General features: G+C 67.5%; 13 protein-coding genes. 9 read left to right on the top strand and 4 right to left on the bottom strand.

Going from position 1 to position 15082, the window contains the following annotated elements:
- Genes FFI87_RS24345 through FFI87_RS24320 form a run of 6 tightly spaced genes read left to right on the top strand, consistent with a single transcriptional unit; the run spans position 1 to position 4594 of the window.
- Positions 1–504 carry a hotdog family protein gene (locus tag FFI87_RS24345; protein WP_011658629.1) on the top strand — a complete coding sequence of 168 codons (504 nt, stop codon included), beginning with the start codon at positions 1–3 and terminating at the stop codon, positions 502–504.
- Positions 501–1226, top strand: a complete 726-nt coding sequence (locus tag FFI87_RS24340; protein WP_138848731.1) for a 3-ketoacyl-ACP reductase FabG2 — start codon at positions 501–503, stop codon at positions 1224–1226. The genes FFI87_RS24345 and FFI87_RS24340 overlap by 4 nt, the downstream gene beginning before the upstream one ends.
- Entirely contained in the window at positions 1226–2455 is a 1230-nt protein-coding gene (locus tag FFI87_RS24335; protein ID WP_138848732.1) for a beta-ketoacyl-ACP synthase, read from the top strand. The genes FFI87_RS24340 and FFI87_RS24335 overlap by 1 nt, the downstream gene beginning before the upstream one ends.
- Complete coding sequence (locus FFI87_RS24330; protein ID WP_138848733.1) at positions 2452–3690, top strand: beta-ketoacyl synthase N-terminal-like domain-containing protein; 1239 nt, start codon at positions 2452–2454, stop codon at positions 3688–3690. The genes FFI87_RS24335 and FFI87_RS24330 overlap by 4 nt, the downstream gene beginning before the upstream one ends.
- A gap of 32 nt (positions 3691–3722) precedes the next feature.
- On the top strand, positions 3723–4148 hold the full coding sequence (locus FFI87_RS24325; protein WP_012365895.1) for a hypothetical protein: 426 nt from the start codon (positions 3723–3725) through the stop codon (positions 4146–4148).
- A gap of 11 nt (positions 4149–4159) precedes the next feature.
- Positions 4160–4594, top strand: a complete 435-nt coding sequence (locus FFI87_RS24320) for an excinuclease ABC subunit A (protein ID WP_138848734.1) — start codon at positions 4160–4162, stop codon at positions 4592–4594.
- Positions 4595–4639: 45 nt separating this feature from the next.
- Here FFI87_RS24320 and FFI87_RS24315 read toward each other — a convergent pair whose 3' ends face one another.
- On the bottom strand, positions 4640–5359 hold the full coding sequence (locus FFI87_RS24315; RefSeq protein WP_012365897.1) for a class I SAM-dependent methyltransferase: 720 nt from the start codon (positions 5357–5359) through the stop codon (positions 4640–4642).
- 110 nt (positions 5360–5469) lie between these two features.
- Between FFI87_RS24315 and FFI87_RS24310 the strand changes: the two genes are divergently transcribed.
- Entirely contained in the window at positions 5470–6717 is a 1248-nt protein-coding gene (locus FFI87_RS24310; RefSeq protein WP_138848735.1) for an NAD(P)/FAD-dependent oxidoreductase, read from the top strand.
- A gap of 65 nt (positions 6718–6782) precedes the next feature.
- Here FFI87_RS24310 and FFI87_RS24305 read toward each other — a convergent pair whose 3' ends face one another.
- Together FFI87_RS24305 and FFI87_RS24300 are read right to left on the bottom strand one after the other, a co-directional pair.
- A complete protein-coding gene (locus FFI87_RS24305) occupies positions 6783–8984 on the bottom strand; it encodes a glycoside hydrolase family 3 C-terminal domain-containing protein (RefSeq protein ID WP_138848736.1) in 2202 nt (733 codons plus the stop codon).
- Positions 8985–9441: 457 nt separating this feature from the next.
- Entirely contained in the window at positions 9442–10701 is a 1260-nt protein-coding gene (locus FFI87_RS24300; protein ID WP_012365900.1) for a flippase, read from the bottom strand.
- Positions 10702–11278: 577 nt separating this feature from the next.
- On the opposite strand from FFI87_RS24300, the gene FFI87_RS24295 reads away from it, so the two are divergent.
- On the top strand, positions 11279–13135 hold the full coding sequence (locus tag FFI87_RS24295) for a serine aminopeptidase domain-containing protein (protein ID WP_138848737.1): 1857 nt from the start codon (positions 11279–11281) through the stop codon (positions 13133–13135).
- Positions 13136–13274: 139 nt separating this feature from the next.
- Here FFI87_RS24295 and FFI87_RS24290 read toward each other — a convergent pair whose 3' ends face one another.
- Entirely contained in the window at positions 13275–13757 is a 483-nt protein-coding gene (locus tag FFI87_RS24290) for a hypothetical protein (protein WP_138848738.1), read from the bottom strand.
- 75 nt (positions 13758–13832) lie between these two features.
- Between FFI87_RS24290 and FFI87_RS24285 the strand changes: the two genes are divergently transcribed.
- On the top strand, positions 13833–15056 hold the full coding sequence (locus FFI87_RS24285) for a polysaccharide biosynthesis/export family protein (protein ID WP_012365903.1): 1224 nt from the start codon (positions 13833–13835) through the stop codon (positions 15054–15056).
- The last annotated feature ends 26 nt before the right edge of the window (positions 15057–15082 follow it).

Genomic DNA, 15082 nt, shown 5'->3' with positions numbered 1-15082 from the left:
ATGGATGCCGCACCATTGATCGACGCGCTGCATGGCGGCGCGGATATTCCCGTCGGCGACGTGCGGGACGTGTTGCCGCATCGCGGCACGATGCTGCTGCTCGACGCGATCGAGCGCTGCTCGGAAACCGGCATCGAGGTCAGCGCGCTCGCGCGCCGCGATGCGTGGTATGTCGACGGCAATGGCGCGATGCCGGCGTGGATCGGCATCGAGCTGATGGCGCAGGCGATCGCCGCGCATGTCGGCCTGCTCGCCGCGCATGCGGGTGGCCGCGCGAAACCGGGCGTGTTGCTCGGCGCCAACCGCTATCTCGCGCATCGCACGGCGTTCGGCGCCGACACGACGCTGCGCATCGTCGCGCGGGAACTGCTGCGCGGCGACGAGGGGCATGGCGCGTACGAATGCGCGATTCATGCCGACGGCGAGTGTTGCGCGGAAGCCGTCGTCAAGGTGTACCAACCAAACGATTTTCAATCCTTTATCGAGGGGAGCTTCAATTCATGACTCGGCGAGTTCTCGTGACAGGGGCGAGTCGCGGCATCGGCCGCGCCGTGGCGCTGCGCGCGGCGTCCGACGGTTTCGCCGTGACCGTGCATTGCCGCACCGGCCGCGACGACGCGGAAGCCGTGGCCGCGACGATTCGCGCGCAGGGCGGCACGGCAGGTGTGCTGCAGTTCGACGTGCGCGACCGTGCGGCGTGCCGGCAGGAACTGGAGGCCGATGTCGAAGCGAACGGCGCGTATTACGGAATCGTCTGTTGCGCGGGCGTGACGCGGGACGGCGCGTTTCCCGCGCTGTCCGAAGAGGACTGGGACATCGTGATCGAAACCGGGCTGGACGCGTTCTACAACGTCGTGCATCCGCTGGCCATGCCGATGGTGCGCCTGCGCGGCGGCGGCCGCATCGTGACGATCGCGTCCGTGTCGGGCGTGATGGGCAATCGCGGCCAGGTCAACTACAGCGCGGCGAAGGCCGGGCTGATCGGCGCGACCAAGGCGCTGGCGGTCGAGCTGGCGTCGCGCAGGATCACCGTCAATTGCGTGGCGCCCGGGCTGGTCGACACCGGCATGCTCGACGATGTGCCGCTGGAGCACGCATTGAAGACCGTGCCGATGGGCCGCGTCGGCCAGCCCGACGAAGTCGCCGCGGTGGTCGGTTTCCTGATGTCGGATGCGGCGAGCTACGTCACCCGGCAAGTGATCGGCGTCAACGGCGGGATGGTGTGATGAAGCGCGTGGTCGTGACGGGAATGGGCGGTGTGACCGCGTTTGGTCAACGCTGGCCGGAGATCGAGGCGCGCTTGCGCGACGGGCGCAACGCGGTGCGGCGCATGCCGGAATGGGACTGCTTCGAGGCGCTGCATACGCGGCTTGCGTGCCCGTTGCCGGCGTTCGAGCTGCCGCCTTCGTATCCGCGCAAGAAGACGCGTTCGATGGGGCCGGTGTCGATGTACGCGGTGCGCGCGAGCGAACTGGCGCTGGAGGATGCGGGGTTGTCCGACGATGCATCGATCCGCGACGGCCGGATGGGTGTCGCGTACGGATCGTCGTCGGGATCGGTCGAGCCGATCCGGGCATTCGGCACGATGCTCGAAACGGGCTCGATGCGCGACGTCACGTCGAACAGCTACGTGCAGATGATGCCGCATACCACGGCCGTCAACGTCAGCCTGTTCTGGGATCTGAAAGGGCGGATCGTGCCGACGTCGTCCGCATGCGCGTCCGGCAGCCAGGCGATCGGCTACGCGTACGAAGCGATTGCGATGGGCAAGCAAGCGCTGATGCTGGCGGGCGGCGCGGAAGAATTGTCGGGCCCGGCGGTGGCCGTGTTCGATACCCTGTATGCGACCAGTACGCGCAACGATGCTGCGCACCTGACGCCACGGCCGTTCGACGCCGGTCGCGACGGCCTGGTGGTGGGCGAGGGCGCGGCGACGCTGGTGCTCGAGGAGTACGAGCACGCGGTCGCGCGCGGCGCGACGATCCATGCAGAGATCGTCGGCTTCGGCTGCAACTCCGACGGTGCGCACATTACGCAGCCGACCGCCGAGACGATGGCGGTCGCCATGCGTCTCGCGCTGAGCGATGCGACGCTCGACGCCGGCGCGATCGGCTACGTGAACGCGCACGGGACGTCGACCGATCGCGGCGATGTGGCGGAGAGTCATGCGACGGCGTCCGTGTTCGGCGAACGCATGCCGATCAGTTCGCTGAAAAGCTATGTGGGCCACACGCTCGGCGCGTGCGGCGCGCTCGAGGCATGGTGGACGATCGAAATGATGAAGCGCAACTGGTATGCGCCGACGCTCAATCTCGCCACGGTCGATCCGGCGTGCGCGCCGCTCGACTACATCATCGGCGACGCACGCCGGATCGATGCGGAATTCGTGATGAGCAACAACTTCGCGTTCGGCGGGATCAACACGTCGTTGATTTTCCGCCGGATCGGCGCATGACGGCGGTCGGCGGCGCGGCGACGCGCGTCGTGATCACGGGGCTCGGCATCGTGTCGTGCCTCGGCAATTCGCTCACCGAAGTATCTGACGCGCTGCGCACCGGCCGGTCGGGGGTGAGCCGCGTCGACGCGTGGCGCGAGCGCGGTTTCCGCAGCCAGGTTGCCGGGGTGGCGAGCGTGGCGTCGGCGGCGTGCTTCGCGCGCAAGCACGAGCGCTTCATGGGCGACACCGCGCGTTTCGCCGCGCATGCGGCCGCATCGGCACTCGACGATGCAGGGCTCGACGCCGGGATGCTGCGTTCGCCGCGCGCGGGCGCGATCGTGGGGTCGGGCATCGGCTCGATCGCCGACTACGACGATGCGATGGAGATCGCGCGGCATCGCGGTATCGAGAAGACGCCGCCTTATGTCGTGCCGAAAGCGATGAGCAGCACGGCGTCGGCATGCGTCGCGCAATTGTTCGGCATCGAAGGCGTGTCGTACTCGCCGTCGTCCGCCTGCACGAGCGCGGCGCTGGCGATCGGACAGGCGGCGCACTGGATTCGCTCCGGGCATCAGGACATCGTGCTGGCCGGCGGGAGCGAGGCACTGCACGACAACATGACGCTGATGTTCGACGCGATGGGCGCGTTGTCGAGCGGCTTCAACGATACGCCGGAGCGCGCATCGCGCCCGTATGCGCTCGGCCGCGACGGCTTCGTGATCGCGTCCGGCGCCGGCATTCTCGTGCTCGAATCGCTGGAGCATGCGCGTGCGCGCGGCGCGCGAATTTACGCGGAAATCAGCGGGTTCGGCCAAGCCACGGACAACGCCGGCATGGCGGCGCCTCATGCACCGGCGATCGCACGCGCGATGCGTGGCGCACTCGACGGCAGCGGGCGGCATCCGGACTACGTCAACACACATGCGCCGTCCACGCCGCTCGGCGACACCGAGGAGCTCGACGCGCTGCGCGACGTATTCGGTGGCGACGTGCCGGCCTTCTCGTCGACGAAAGGACTGACCGGACATCCGCTCGGCGCGAGCGGCGCGCATGAAGCGATCTACACGATCCTGATGATGCGCGACGGTTTTGTCGCGGGCACCGCGGTCGGCTTCGAGCCCGATCCGGCGGTCGCCGGCATGCCGCTCGTGCGTACCGCGCGCGAATGCTCGATCGAACGCGCGCTGTCGGTGTCGTTCGGATTCGGCGGCAGCTGCGCAAGTGTGTTGTTGGACGCCTGGAAGGGCGATTGAAGTGAACTTACTGAGCTGAGAGGACGATAACAATGAAGCACAAAGGACATCTGGCCGGCATGTTGGTGGCCGCGTCGTTGCTGACGGGGTGCGGTACCGTGGTGCGTTCGCTGCCGCTGCCGGCGGCGGCAACGGCGCCGGACACGAGCGGCGTCGCGATCTATTTCGGCACGCAGCCGCATCCGGACGTGAAGACCAGCATCGGTCCGCGTTCCGAATCGGTACGTGTGTCGCGCGGGACTCAGGCCGAACAGCCGACGTGCGACCAGGCGCTGGCCGAAGCGTTGAACCGTCTTCGCATCTACGCGAAGAATCATGGCGGGAATGCGGTCGTCAACGTGACGACGCGCTTTCATGAAAAGCGTTCGGAGTCGACGTCCGAATATACGTGCGGCGTGAGCGGCAGCGCCGGCGCGATCGCCGTGTCGGGCGACGTCGTGCAGCTGAACGCGCAATAACGGGAGTACACGTGAAATATCGCATCGCACTGGCGCTGCTCGGCGCGACGTTCGTCGCGTCGGCCGCGCACGCACGGGACACGATCAGAGACTATCCGATCGAGAACGCGTTGAAGAGCGAGGAAGGAAAGCTCGACGACGGCGTCGCGCTCTATTTCGGTGATCAGTCGCATCCTCGCGTGCTCAAGTCGTACGGCACGTTCGCGACCAACAAGAAGACCAACGCGTTCGGCAAGAGCGACGAGGCGGCATGCCAGCATGTGTTCCTGTCGGCAGTCATCGAACTGCAGGCGCGCGCGCGAAAGGAAGGCGGCAATGCCGTCGTCGGCATCAAGAGCAATTACCGCAACGTGTTGCGCTCGAGTACGACCGAGTTCACGTGCGGGGCCGGAGCGGTCGTGGCGGGTGCGGCGCTCACCGGCGAGATCGTGACGCTGAAGCGTTAGCCGGCGCGTGTCGGGACGGGGCCGCCGAACGGCGGCCTGCGTCACTCAGGCGGGCTTGCGCGCGGCGACGTTCACGAGCGTCTCGCGGCGCTTGCCCGGCTTCGGTGCGTACAGGCCGATGCGCTCGAGGAGTCCGAAGTCTTTCGCGCGGCTCCACCACAGGTACGGGAACGACACATTTCGGGCGTCGAACGTGAACCCGCCGTCGCGCAGCATCGCAAGGTAGCCGTCGGCACTTTTCTGAACTTCCATCGGATGACGGAACAGCAGCCGGATCACCCACGACTTGATGTACGCGTCGGTCGATTCGGCGAACAGCAGCAGCCCGCCGGGTTTCAGTACGCGACGAAAGTCGGCCAGCGCATGCTCCTGGTCGACGAGATGATGAAAGGTCTGATGGCAGAACACGATGTCGACGCTCGAATCGGCGAGCGGAATCTGTGTGCAGTCCGCACGATGCAGTTCGACGGGCGTGGCGCAGCGACGCGCGGCTTCCGCCGCGTGCGTGAGCGAGTCGTCGTGACAATCGATGCCGATGATTTTGCCGGGCGCGAACGCTTCGCCGAGCAGGCGGAACGACTTGCCCTGGCCGCATCCCGCATCGAGGATGACGGGGGCCGTTGGCAGGGGTGCGCCGATGAGCTGCTTGAGATCGTCGATGGCCACCCTAAGCACGTGATGCTCCCAGGTATGCGTGCGAAGAAACCAGATGCCGAAGCGGGTTTCGGGAACATAGGCGGGAGCGTGCGCGCGGCAGGACGTCATGGGCCTCTCGTCGGAATGTTGGATTTGTTGACCGCCTATTGTAGTTTGCAACGCCAGATCGTGGCGTGAGAAACGTAAGATATCCAATCCATCGAAATGGAACGGCAAGCATGAGTGAAATGAAATCGAATTCCGTCGACGTCGCGATCATCGGCGCGGGGCCGTCCGGCGCGGTCGCGGCCGCATTGTTGCGCAGGGCGGGCCGTTCCGTGCTGGTGCTCGAGCGCCAGCATTTTCCGCGCTTTTCGATCGGCGAGAGTCTGTTGCCTCAAAGCATGCAGTATCTCGAAGAGGCCGGTATGTTGCAGGCCGTCGTCGAGGCCGGCTTCCAGTTCAAGAACGGCGCCTATTTCGTTTATCGCGACAGGATGTCGTCGTTCGATTTCCGGGAAAAATTCTCCGACGGCTGGGGGACGGCCTATCAGGTCGAACGCGCCGCCTTCGACGATCTGCTGATCCGTTGTGCGGCGGAACAGGGCGCGGACGTGCGATTCGGCCATACCGTGCAAGCTTTCCATCCTGGCGATATGCAACGGCTCGAGGTCGTCGACGAAGCAGGGTGCGAATATTCCGTTCACGCGTCGTTCGTACTCGACGCCAGCGGATTCGCGCGCGTGCTCCCGCGGCTGCTCGATCTCGAGGCGCCGACCGGCATGCCGACGCGCGCGGCAATCTTTTCGCACGTCGAAGACAGTCTGCCGGCCGGGTCGACCGATCGCGACAAGATCTGCATTGCCGTCCATCCGGAGCGTCGCGACGTGTGGTTCTGGATGATCCCGCTGACGAACGGGCGCTCGTCGGTCGGCTGCGTGGCCGACGCCGGTTTTCTCGACGTGCCGAAAGCGCAGCAGGAATCGTTGCTGCGGGAATTGCTGCAGAGCGAGCCGACGTTGTCGCGGCTCGTCGGCAGCAAGCCGTTCGTTATGCCGGTGCGCCGCATCGCGGGCTACGCGTCGAATGTCGAGCACCTGCACGGGCGCGGCTATGCGTTGCTCGGCAACGCGGGCGAATTCCTCGATCCGATCTTCTCGTCCGGTGTGACGATCGCGATGCGCTCCGCGCAACTGGCGGTCGCCGTACTCGAACGTCAGTTGCGCGGCGAGACGGTCGATTGGACGCGCGATTACGACATCGCGCTGCGCAAGGGCATCGACACCTTCCGCGCGTTCGTCGAGCGCTGGTACTCAGGGGCGCTTCAGGACATCGTGTTTCATGAAGACAAGGCATCCGACGTGAAACGCATGGTCTGCTCGATTCTGGCCGGCTATGCGTGGGACGAGTCGAATCCGTTCGTGCGGGAACCGGCGCGCGGCCTCGACGTGCTCGCCGAATTCTGCCGTGCCGGTGGCCTCGGGTGATCCGGTGAAGCGCGGCGGGCGCCGAACGATGTTCCGTCCGGCGCCCGCCATTGCATCACCGTCGCTCAGCTACCCTGCAGCCGGATATCGCGCGACGACGCGCCGACATACACGGTCCCGCCCGGCACGAACTTCCAGCCGTTTCGCGATGTATCCCACACGCTCTGCATCCGCGGTGAAACGGTCACGCGCACATGCCGCGCCTCGCCCGGGTTCAGCCGGATCTTCTCCCAGCCGACCAGCCGCTTCGGCGGTTCGTCCTTGTACGGCACGCCGAGATAGACCTGGGGCGTTTCCGCGCCTGCGACGCGACCGTCATTGCGCACGGTGAACGCGACGCTCAGCGAGCCGTCCCGTTGCCGTGACACCGACAGCCCCGAATACGCGAAGTGCGTGTACGACAGCCCGTAGCCGAATTCATACATCGGCTTGATGTTGCGCGCGTCGTACCAGCGATACCCCATGTTCAACTTCTCCGCGTAGACAGGATCGTTCTCGAACGCGCCGCCTTGCCGCCACGCCGGCGAATCCTCGTCGCGCGCCGGGAACGTGACGGGCAACTTGCCGGACGGATTGACCGCGCCGAACAGCACGTTGGCGATCGCCTTGCCGCCACCTTCGCCCGGGTACCACGCCTCGACGATCGCCGACACGCGATCCTTCCACGGCATCAGCACCGGATTGCCGCTCTGCACGACGACGATCGTGTGCGGGTTGGCGCGCGCGACCGCTTCGACGAGCGCGTCCTGGTTCGACGGGTTCGCGAGGCTCAGGCTCTGCAATTCGCCGAAATCCTCGCCGGCCGCTTGCGCGACCACGACGATCGCGACGTCCGAGCGCCCGGCGAGCGCCGCGGCCTGGTCGATTTCCTGCTGCGTGTACGCGCGGAACGGCGACTGCTGGTCACTGTTGCCTGCGAACGTGACCTGCGCCGCCGGCGCGAGCGCGCGGATCGCCGCGACGATCGGCACGTCGACCTTCAGCCACGGATTGCGCCACCAGCTGCAGCCCGTCGACGAACCGAACGTCAGGCCGCCGCAGCCCGCGAACGAACCGGTGACCGGATCGCGCGTGTTGCCCGAGCCGCCGCCCGACAGCACGGCCGCATCGGCGTGGCCGCCGATCACGGCGATCCGCGACAGCGCGGACGCGACGAGCGGCAACTGGTTGCCGTCGTTCTTCAGCAGAACGATCGACTGCTCGGCGACGCCCTGCGCGAACCGGTTCGCGGCCGCGAAATCGATCGTGCCGCCTGCCTTGGCCGGATCGTCCATCACGCCGACGCGGATCATCACGGCCAGCTTGCGGCGCACCATGTCGTCGAGGCGCGCGGTCGACACCGAGCCATTCGAGATCGCCTGCTTGACGGCGGCCGGCGTCAGGTAGACGCTCGGCCCGACGTCCTCTTCCTCGTCGAGCCCGGCGTTGATCGAGGCGGCCGTGCTGTGCGCGGCGCCCCAGTCGGACTGCACCTGGCCCTGGAAGCCCCATTCGTTCTTCAGCACGTCGTTCAGCAGGTGATTGTTCTCGCACGCGTACGTGCCGTTCAGGCGGTTGTAGCTGCACATCACGCTGCCGGGCTGCCCGCGCTTCGCGGCGATCTCGAACGGCAGCAGGTAGAGCTCGCGCAGCGTGCGTTCGTCGATCTGCGTGTTGCCGCCCATCCGGCCGTGCTCCTGTTCGTTGCCGGCATAGTGCTTGATGGTCGCGATGACTTTCTGCCGCTGCGTGGCGAGCGTGCGCTCCGCGAGCAGGTCGCCGGCGAGCAGCGGATCCTCGCCGAGATACTCGAACAGCCGGCCGCCGCGCGGCTCGCGCGCGAGGTTGGTGCCGCCGGCGAGACCCATGCCGAATCCTTGCGCACGCAACTGGATCGCGACCTGCTTGCCGTAGTCGTACGACAGGCGGCGATCCCAGCTCGCGGCGACGGCGATCGTCGCGGGAAAGGTGGTGCTCGCGAGCGACGTGCTGCCGGAGCCCGTCGCCGAGTCGACCATGTTGAGATCGGGAATGCCGAGCCGCGGCACGCCCTGGATGTAGCCGGCGCCACCGCCCGGCACCTTCGACATTTCGTATTGCGAATGAATGAACTGAAGCTTCTCGTCGAGCGTCATCTTGCGCACGAGGAGGTCGGCGCGTCGCTGCGCGGCGGATGATGCGAATGCGTCGGCGGCGTCGCCCGGTGAGTTGAAATCGGCGTTGCCCGCATAGACGCTGGTGCAGAGGGTCGCCGCCAGGACGGCGGCCGGCCAGAGTGTGTCCCGCATGTTGCTCTCCATGATCGTATTGCCGGTTGTTGTTCGGATGATGTCTGGAGCTGCGTACGTCCGATGGATTCGCATCGAACGCATTCGGCTGGCGATGCAGGATGATTGCGCGTCGGCATGCCAGGCCAGGCGGGGAATCGTTACGGCCGGTTGGGCCCGATCGGAGCACGCGGACGGCGACGCGGACCGCCCGACACTGCCGAATCGGATGTAGCGATTCTCTGCAGGGACCAATCGTACGAATGTAGTTTGACTACAGCATCGGTGTTTCTACCGATACGTATGATCTTTTTTCGATGTGATGGCTCGACGCGGGAAAAAGACGGTCATCGTTCCCGATAGGGTGCGCGCGGCGGAGTAAGAAGTACCTGCGCGATGCGCTTCGTTGTGCGCGCATCGAAGGGAGCGCCATCGGATTCCGGCCGCTGCGAGGAAATCGTGCAGCACGGCCGACGCGCTAGCTGCGTCGCGCGACGGGGCTGCCGGGCAGCGGAATCCCGGCGCGATAGACGACGGTCGCGAGCGCCGCGGCAACCGCGGCCTCGGCCGTCAGCACGGCGGCGGCCGCGCCCAGTTCCGCGAAGTACTTCGCGAGCACGGGCACCAGCACGATGTTCAGAATGCCCGACGACATCAGGATCCGCGTGAACGCCGATTTCATGCCGAGCGGCAGCATCGTCTGCACACCAAACAAGTCGGTCATCCCGGCCATGAATGGAATGAAGGCCATCCAGCGCAGAACCTGGACCGTCGGTTCGTACGAAGGGCCATACAGGATGCGCACCGCGAGCGGCGCGCCGAAGAAGATCGCGAGCGAGATGCCGAGCACCATCACGACCTGCACGACGAACAGCTTGCGCAGGAACGAGAACGCGTCGTTGCGTGCGTGCCGCATCAGGTAGCTGATGCGTGGATAAGTGGCGGCCTTCAGCGGCTGGAGCATGCTGAGCGCCGCGCGGATCAGCTTGTCGCCGGCGGCGAAGTAGCCGGCCGCGACGTTGCCCGACACGAAGCCGAGCAGCACGGTGTTGGTCGACGCATAGAACGCGATCGACGTCGACGCGAGGAACACCTGCCAGCCGCCTTTCAGCGATTCGGCGATGTCGGCGACGCCGACGCGCACGAAGTCGATTTCGCGCTGGAAATACAGATAGGCGGCGAGCACGATCGCGGACAGCGTCGGCACGGCGGCGTTGACGATCATCGCGCGGTCGATATCCGCCGGGCTGTGCACGAGCGCGAACATCGCGGGCAGGCTCAGGATGCGGCCGACGAACAGGATCACGCTCAGCGCGCGCAGCTTCTCCATGCCCTGGAAATACCAACCCGGCGTGAACGCCACGCCGGCCACCATTCCGAAACCGATCAGCAGCAGGTCGCGGTCCTCGCCGAAGCGCTCGACCAGAAAGGTCAGCGCGATCAGCACGACGAAGCAGATCACGGCGATGCCGATCTGCGCGTACAGCGTCGCCCAGAAGATGCGCGAGCGCTCGGCGCGGTCGTCGCGGGCGAGCGCGATGCGCGGCGTCGCGGTCAGGTCGAAGCTGTAGCTCGTGCAGTTGGTGAGGTAGGCGATGACCGCGAGCGAGAACGCGAGCTGCCCGTAACCCTCCGGCCCCAGCGCGTGCGTCAGCAGCGGTGCGATCAGCAGCGGCACCGCGTACATCGAAATCTGCAACGTCAGCAGCAGCAGGAAGTTCTTCTTGATGTTTGACATTCGCTCGGTCGGCGCCGTGAGTGCCGCATGGCGGCGGAGTGCGGGCCGCCGTGCGCGCGCGGCCGGCCGGCGCTGGCCCGGCTGCGTGGGTTCGCGGCCCGTTCCGGCGGGCGCCGGTTTCGTTCGGCGATGCCGGACCCGGCCACATCGTATGGCGGTCATGATACGGGCCGCGCGAGACGCCTGTGTTCGCGAGCCTACCGTTCGCGGATTCCGTGCGCGCGTGCGGCGCGAATCGCGCTACGACGCGCATCGTTGTATCGCCGCAGTGACGAATGCATTTGTAAGCTGGCGCACCGAAGGACGCTCGGGCCCGGTGCTCTAATCGAGCGCACTGTTCTGGTTCAGCGCGCAAAGGGCTTGACGACGCGGGCCGACAACCGTCGTCCCTGGGCGACGGGAACACGACGACGCATGGCGAAGGGCGAGCGGGGCGCGCAGGGGCGCGACGGCAGTCCGTTACCCGAAGGCCGTGCGTTCGCCGACCGGTCGCACGATCGCGGCATGGCCGATCCTGGCGGAGCCGCCGGCGCGGGTATCCGCACCCGATAACAAATACCGATCCGAGGAGTACCGATTGAAGCCGATAACGTTCGGCAGCTGCGTGGGGTGGCTGCACGAAGGACAGACGACACAAGGCGTGATCCTGTGCGAATCGCTGGGGCACGAGGCCTCGTGGACGCACAAGCTCATGCGGGCGATCGCGGAGCGGCTGGCGCGCGACGGCGTCACGGTACTGCGATTCAACTATCCGTGCACCGGCGACTCGGCGGGCGACGATCGCGACGCCGGTCGGCATGCCGCGTGCGTCGACAGCATTCACGACGCGATCGACTTGTTGCGCGATCAGGCCGGCGTCACCGCACTGACGCTCGTCGGGATCCGCGCGGGTGCGCTGTTCGCGATGCTGGCCGCGGCGGGCATGGGGTCGCGCGCGTCGGCGCGCGTCGATGCAGTGGTGGCGCTCGCACCGGTCGTGCGTGGCCGCGCGTATCTGCGCGAGCTGTCGTTCGTGCATCGCCAGTGGCTCGACACCACGTCGCCGGCAATCCGCGCCGCGCATCGCGACGAACCGTGCATGAACGTGCTCGGGCACCGCTTTCCCGCCGATTTCGTCGATGCGCTGAAGGCGCTCGATCTGTGCGACGTCGTGCGCGATGCGCCGACGTTGCCCGGGGCGATGCTGCTGATCCAGCCCGATCAGGGCGACATGCCGGCATTGCGCGACGCGCTGCTCGCGCGCGGCGTGGACGTGACGAGCGATCCGTTCCGCGAATGGCCGACGACGATGCTGGACGGTACGCGTTCGCGCTTGCCGCTTGCTGCGATCGACACGCTCGCGAACTGGATCGCCGAACGCGCACCGCATAAGCCGGCCGGAACCGACACCACGTCGCGGGCGGACCCGGCATGGAATGGCGAGTCGTCCGTCGCGCTCGACATGAACGACATGACCGAGCAGGTCGTCGCGGTCGGTCCGGACCGGCTGGTCGGCGTGCTGTGCCGACCAGCCGATACGCGGCCGGCGAAGCCGGTCGGGCCGGCGGTCGTGATCGCGAACACGTCGACGAATCCGCGCAGCGGCGAAGGGCGCTTCAGCGTGCGGCTTGCCCGCACGCTGGCGCGCGCCGGCGTGACGACGCTGCGAATCGACGTGCAGGGCGTCGGCGATAGCGGGCCCGCCGCGCCCGACGATCAGTCGGATGTCGTGTATTCGACGCAGTCGAGCGACGACATGGCCGCTGCCGCGGACTGGCTTCGCGCGCTCGGTCATCCGGAGGTGGTCGCGGCCGGCATTTGCTCCGGCGCGTATGCGGCGTTGCATGCGGCATTGAAGACGCCGTCGCTCGGCGGCGTGATCGCGGTCAATCTCGCGCGCTTCGTGTGGCCGGCCGGGCTCACGCTCGAAGCGGTGCAGAAGCAGCGGAACAACTCGGTGCGCGGCTACTGGCTGTCGGTGCGCGACTGGCAGAAGTGGAAGCGCCTCGTGCGGGAGCGGCGCGACCTGCGTCCGATCGTGCGGGCCGTGGCCGCGAATGCGATCGCGCGGGTCAGCGTGCCGGCGAAGGCGCTCGCCGCGCGCGTCGGGTGGAAGCCGCGCAGCGGCACGCCGCGCGGCGTGATGCATGAACTCGCGCAGCGCAACGTCCGGACGACGCTGGTGTACGGCGCGCTCGATCCCGGCATCGACGATGTCCGGCGTCACTTCGGCGCGATCGAGCAAGCGTTCCGGCGCTCGCGTCACGTGCGTCTGCATCTCGAGCCGCGGGTCGATCACGCGGTGTACGGCGCGGCAGGCACGGACATCGTGATCGATCTGTGCATGCAGGCGCTGGGCCGCGACTCGGCGTGGCCGGTCGCGCGCGTCGCCGATCCGGCCACGCAGGAGGCGGCCGCGCGACCGTACGCGAACGTGTCGGTCGGCAGATCGTGATGAGTGCCGCGTCCCTTGCGTCGACGCTCAGGGGTGCGATCGCGTTTGGCTTGAAGATCGGCGTTCGGTGGGCTCGCTCACAGACGGGCCGTTCGCCGTGGTGTCCAATCCCGTATCGGCGCGTGCGCGGCGGGATGCGTCATTCCGGATCGCCCGGCTGCGCATAGGGCGACTTCTCGTAAGGCGACGCGTACAGCGTGCCGGTGTGCCAGGGGTCTTCGGTGGGCGCATCGGCCACTGGCGGGCGATGCGGCCGCGTCGGCACGAGCGGCCGGCGCAGTGCACCGCGGCCGCGCGATTCGGGCGTTGCGGCGGTGCTCGCGGCGGGAAGCGCCGCAGGAAGCGCCACGGCAGTTGACGCGACGTCGGATGCCGCCGCGGCCGGCTCCGCGGCCGCGCCCGTTATCGCGGCTTGTGCGGAACGCTGGAGCGGCACCGGCGCAAGCGGCGTCGACGACGCGAAGACCGGCGCGTCGGCTGGTGCGCCGGGCAAAGTCTGCGCGCCGGCAGCACAGGCAAAGCAGGCCGAGACGATGCAGACGACTGACGAAAGCGATGCAGAGCAGTTCATGACGAATCGTACGGAGTACGTGCAGTGAAGAGGGAGGCGCGGCACCGCCATGCGAGCCGCGCCGCCAAGCGTAATGCCGGAATTCGCCGCATTCGGCGGGTTACCGCACAGTTTTGGAAGGACACGATGTCAATCACCACGCAACCGGAATCGACGCTCGGGACGCCGCGGCCACGCACCGCAGGCATCCGGCGCGCGCCGTGGCTGTCGCGCATGGCGATCGTGGCGGCCGCGTGCGCGCTGAGCGCATGTGCGTTATCGCCGGGCATGAGCTACCGGGCGCCTGCCGCGCGCGACGCGAATGCGCGCGTGAGCGCCGACGCATCGGGCGCGGGCGGCCTCGACGGCGTGCAGAACGTGTCGAGCGAGGATCTGATCGAAATCACGCCGGCGTTCGTCGCGCAGCATGCGGGCCCGCGCACCGATGTCGACGCGGAGATCCGCCAGTTGTTCGGCAAGCCGAAGCCGTACGCGATCGGCCCGGGCGACGTGCTCGGCATCGTGGTCTGGGACCACCCCGAATTGAACCTGCCGACGACGCAGACGACGGGCGGCGGCGACGGCGTCGGCGCCAGCTCGGTCGCGACGGGCTATACGGTCGACGCGAACGGCAACGTGCAGTTCGCGTATGCGGGCCTCGTGCATGTCGCGGGATTGACCGAGGCGCAGGCGCGCGCGCTGCTGACGAAGCGGCTCGGCGAATACGTGCGCAAGCCGCAGATCGCGCTGCGCGTGCAGACCTATCGCAGCAAGCGCGTCTATCTGGATGGCGAAGTGCGCACGCCGGGCCTGCAGATCGTGAACGACATGCCGATGACGCTGCCCGAGGCGATCGACCGCGCGGGCGGCTTCACCCCGACGGCCGACCGCTCGCAGGTATCGGTGACGCGCGGCGACCGGACCGTGAACGTGAGCCTGCCCGCGCTGATCGCCGCGGGCGTGAACCCGTCGAACATCCTGCTGCGCGACGGCGACCTCGTGCGCGTGCGCGCGGCGAGCGACGCGAAGGTATTCGTGCTCGGCGAGGTGTCGCGGCCGGCGACGCTGACGCTGACCGACGGCCGGATGAGCCTCGGCGAAGCACTAGGCGACACGGGCGGCGTGAGCCAGTACACGTCGGACGCGCGCCAGGTGTTCGTCGTGCGCCGCGGCCCGGACAACCGCCCGCGGGTGTACCACCTCGACGGCAGTTCGCCCGCGTCGTTCGCACTGGCCGACCAGTTTCCGCTCCAGCGCCGCGATGTCGTGTTCGTCGATGCGTCGTCGCTGGTGCGCTGGAGCCGCGTCGTCAACCTGCTGATTCCGTCGTCCGCGCAGGGTGCGCTGACGGCCAGAGCCATCTCGCCGTGACGCTCGTTGCGGATTTCGTGACCGCG

The sequence above is a fragment of the Burkholderia sp. KBS0801 genome (genome assembly GCF_005937855.2).
Classification (GTDB): Bacteria; Pseudomonadota; Gammaproteobacteria; order Burkholderiales; family Burkholderiaceae; genus Burkholderia; species Burkholderia ambifaria.
Note: the sequence above shows the minus strand (reverse complement) of the source record. Positions and strands in the feature narration are given on the sequence as shown.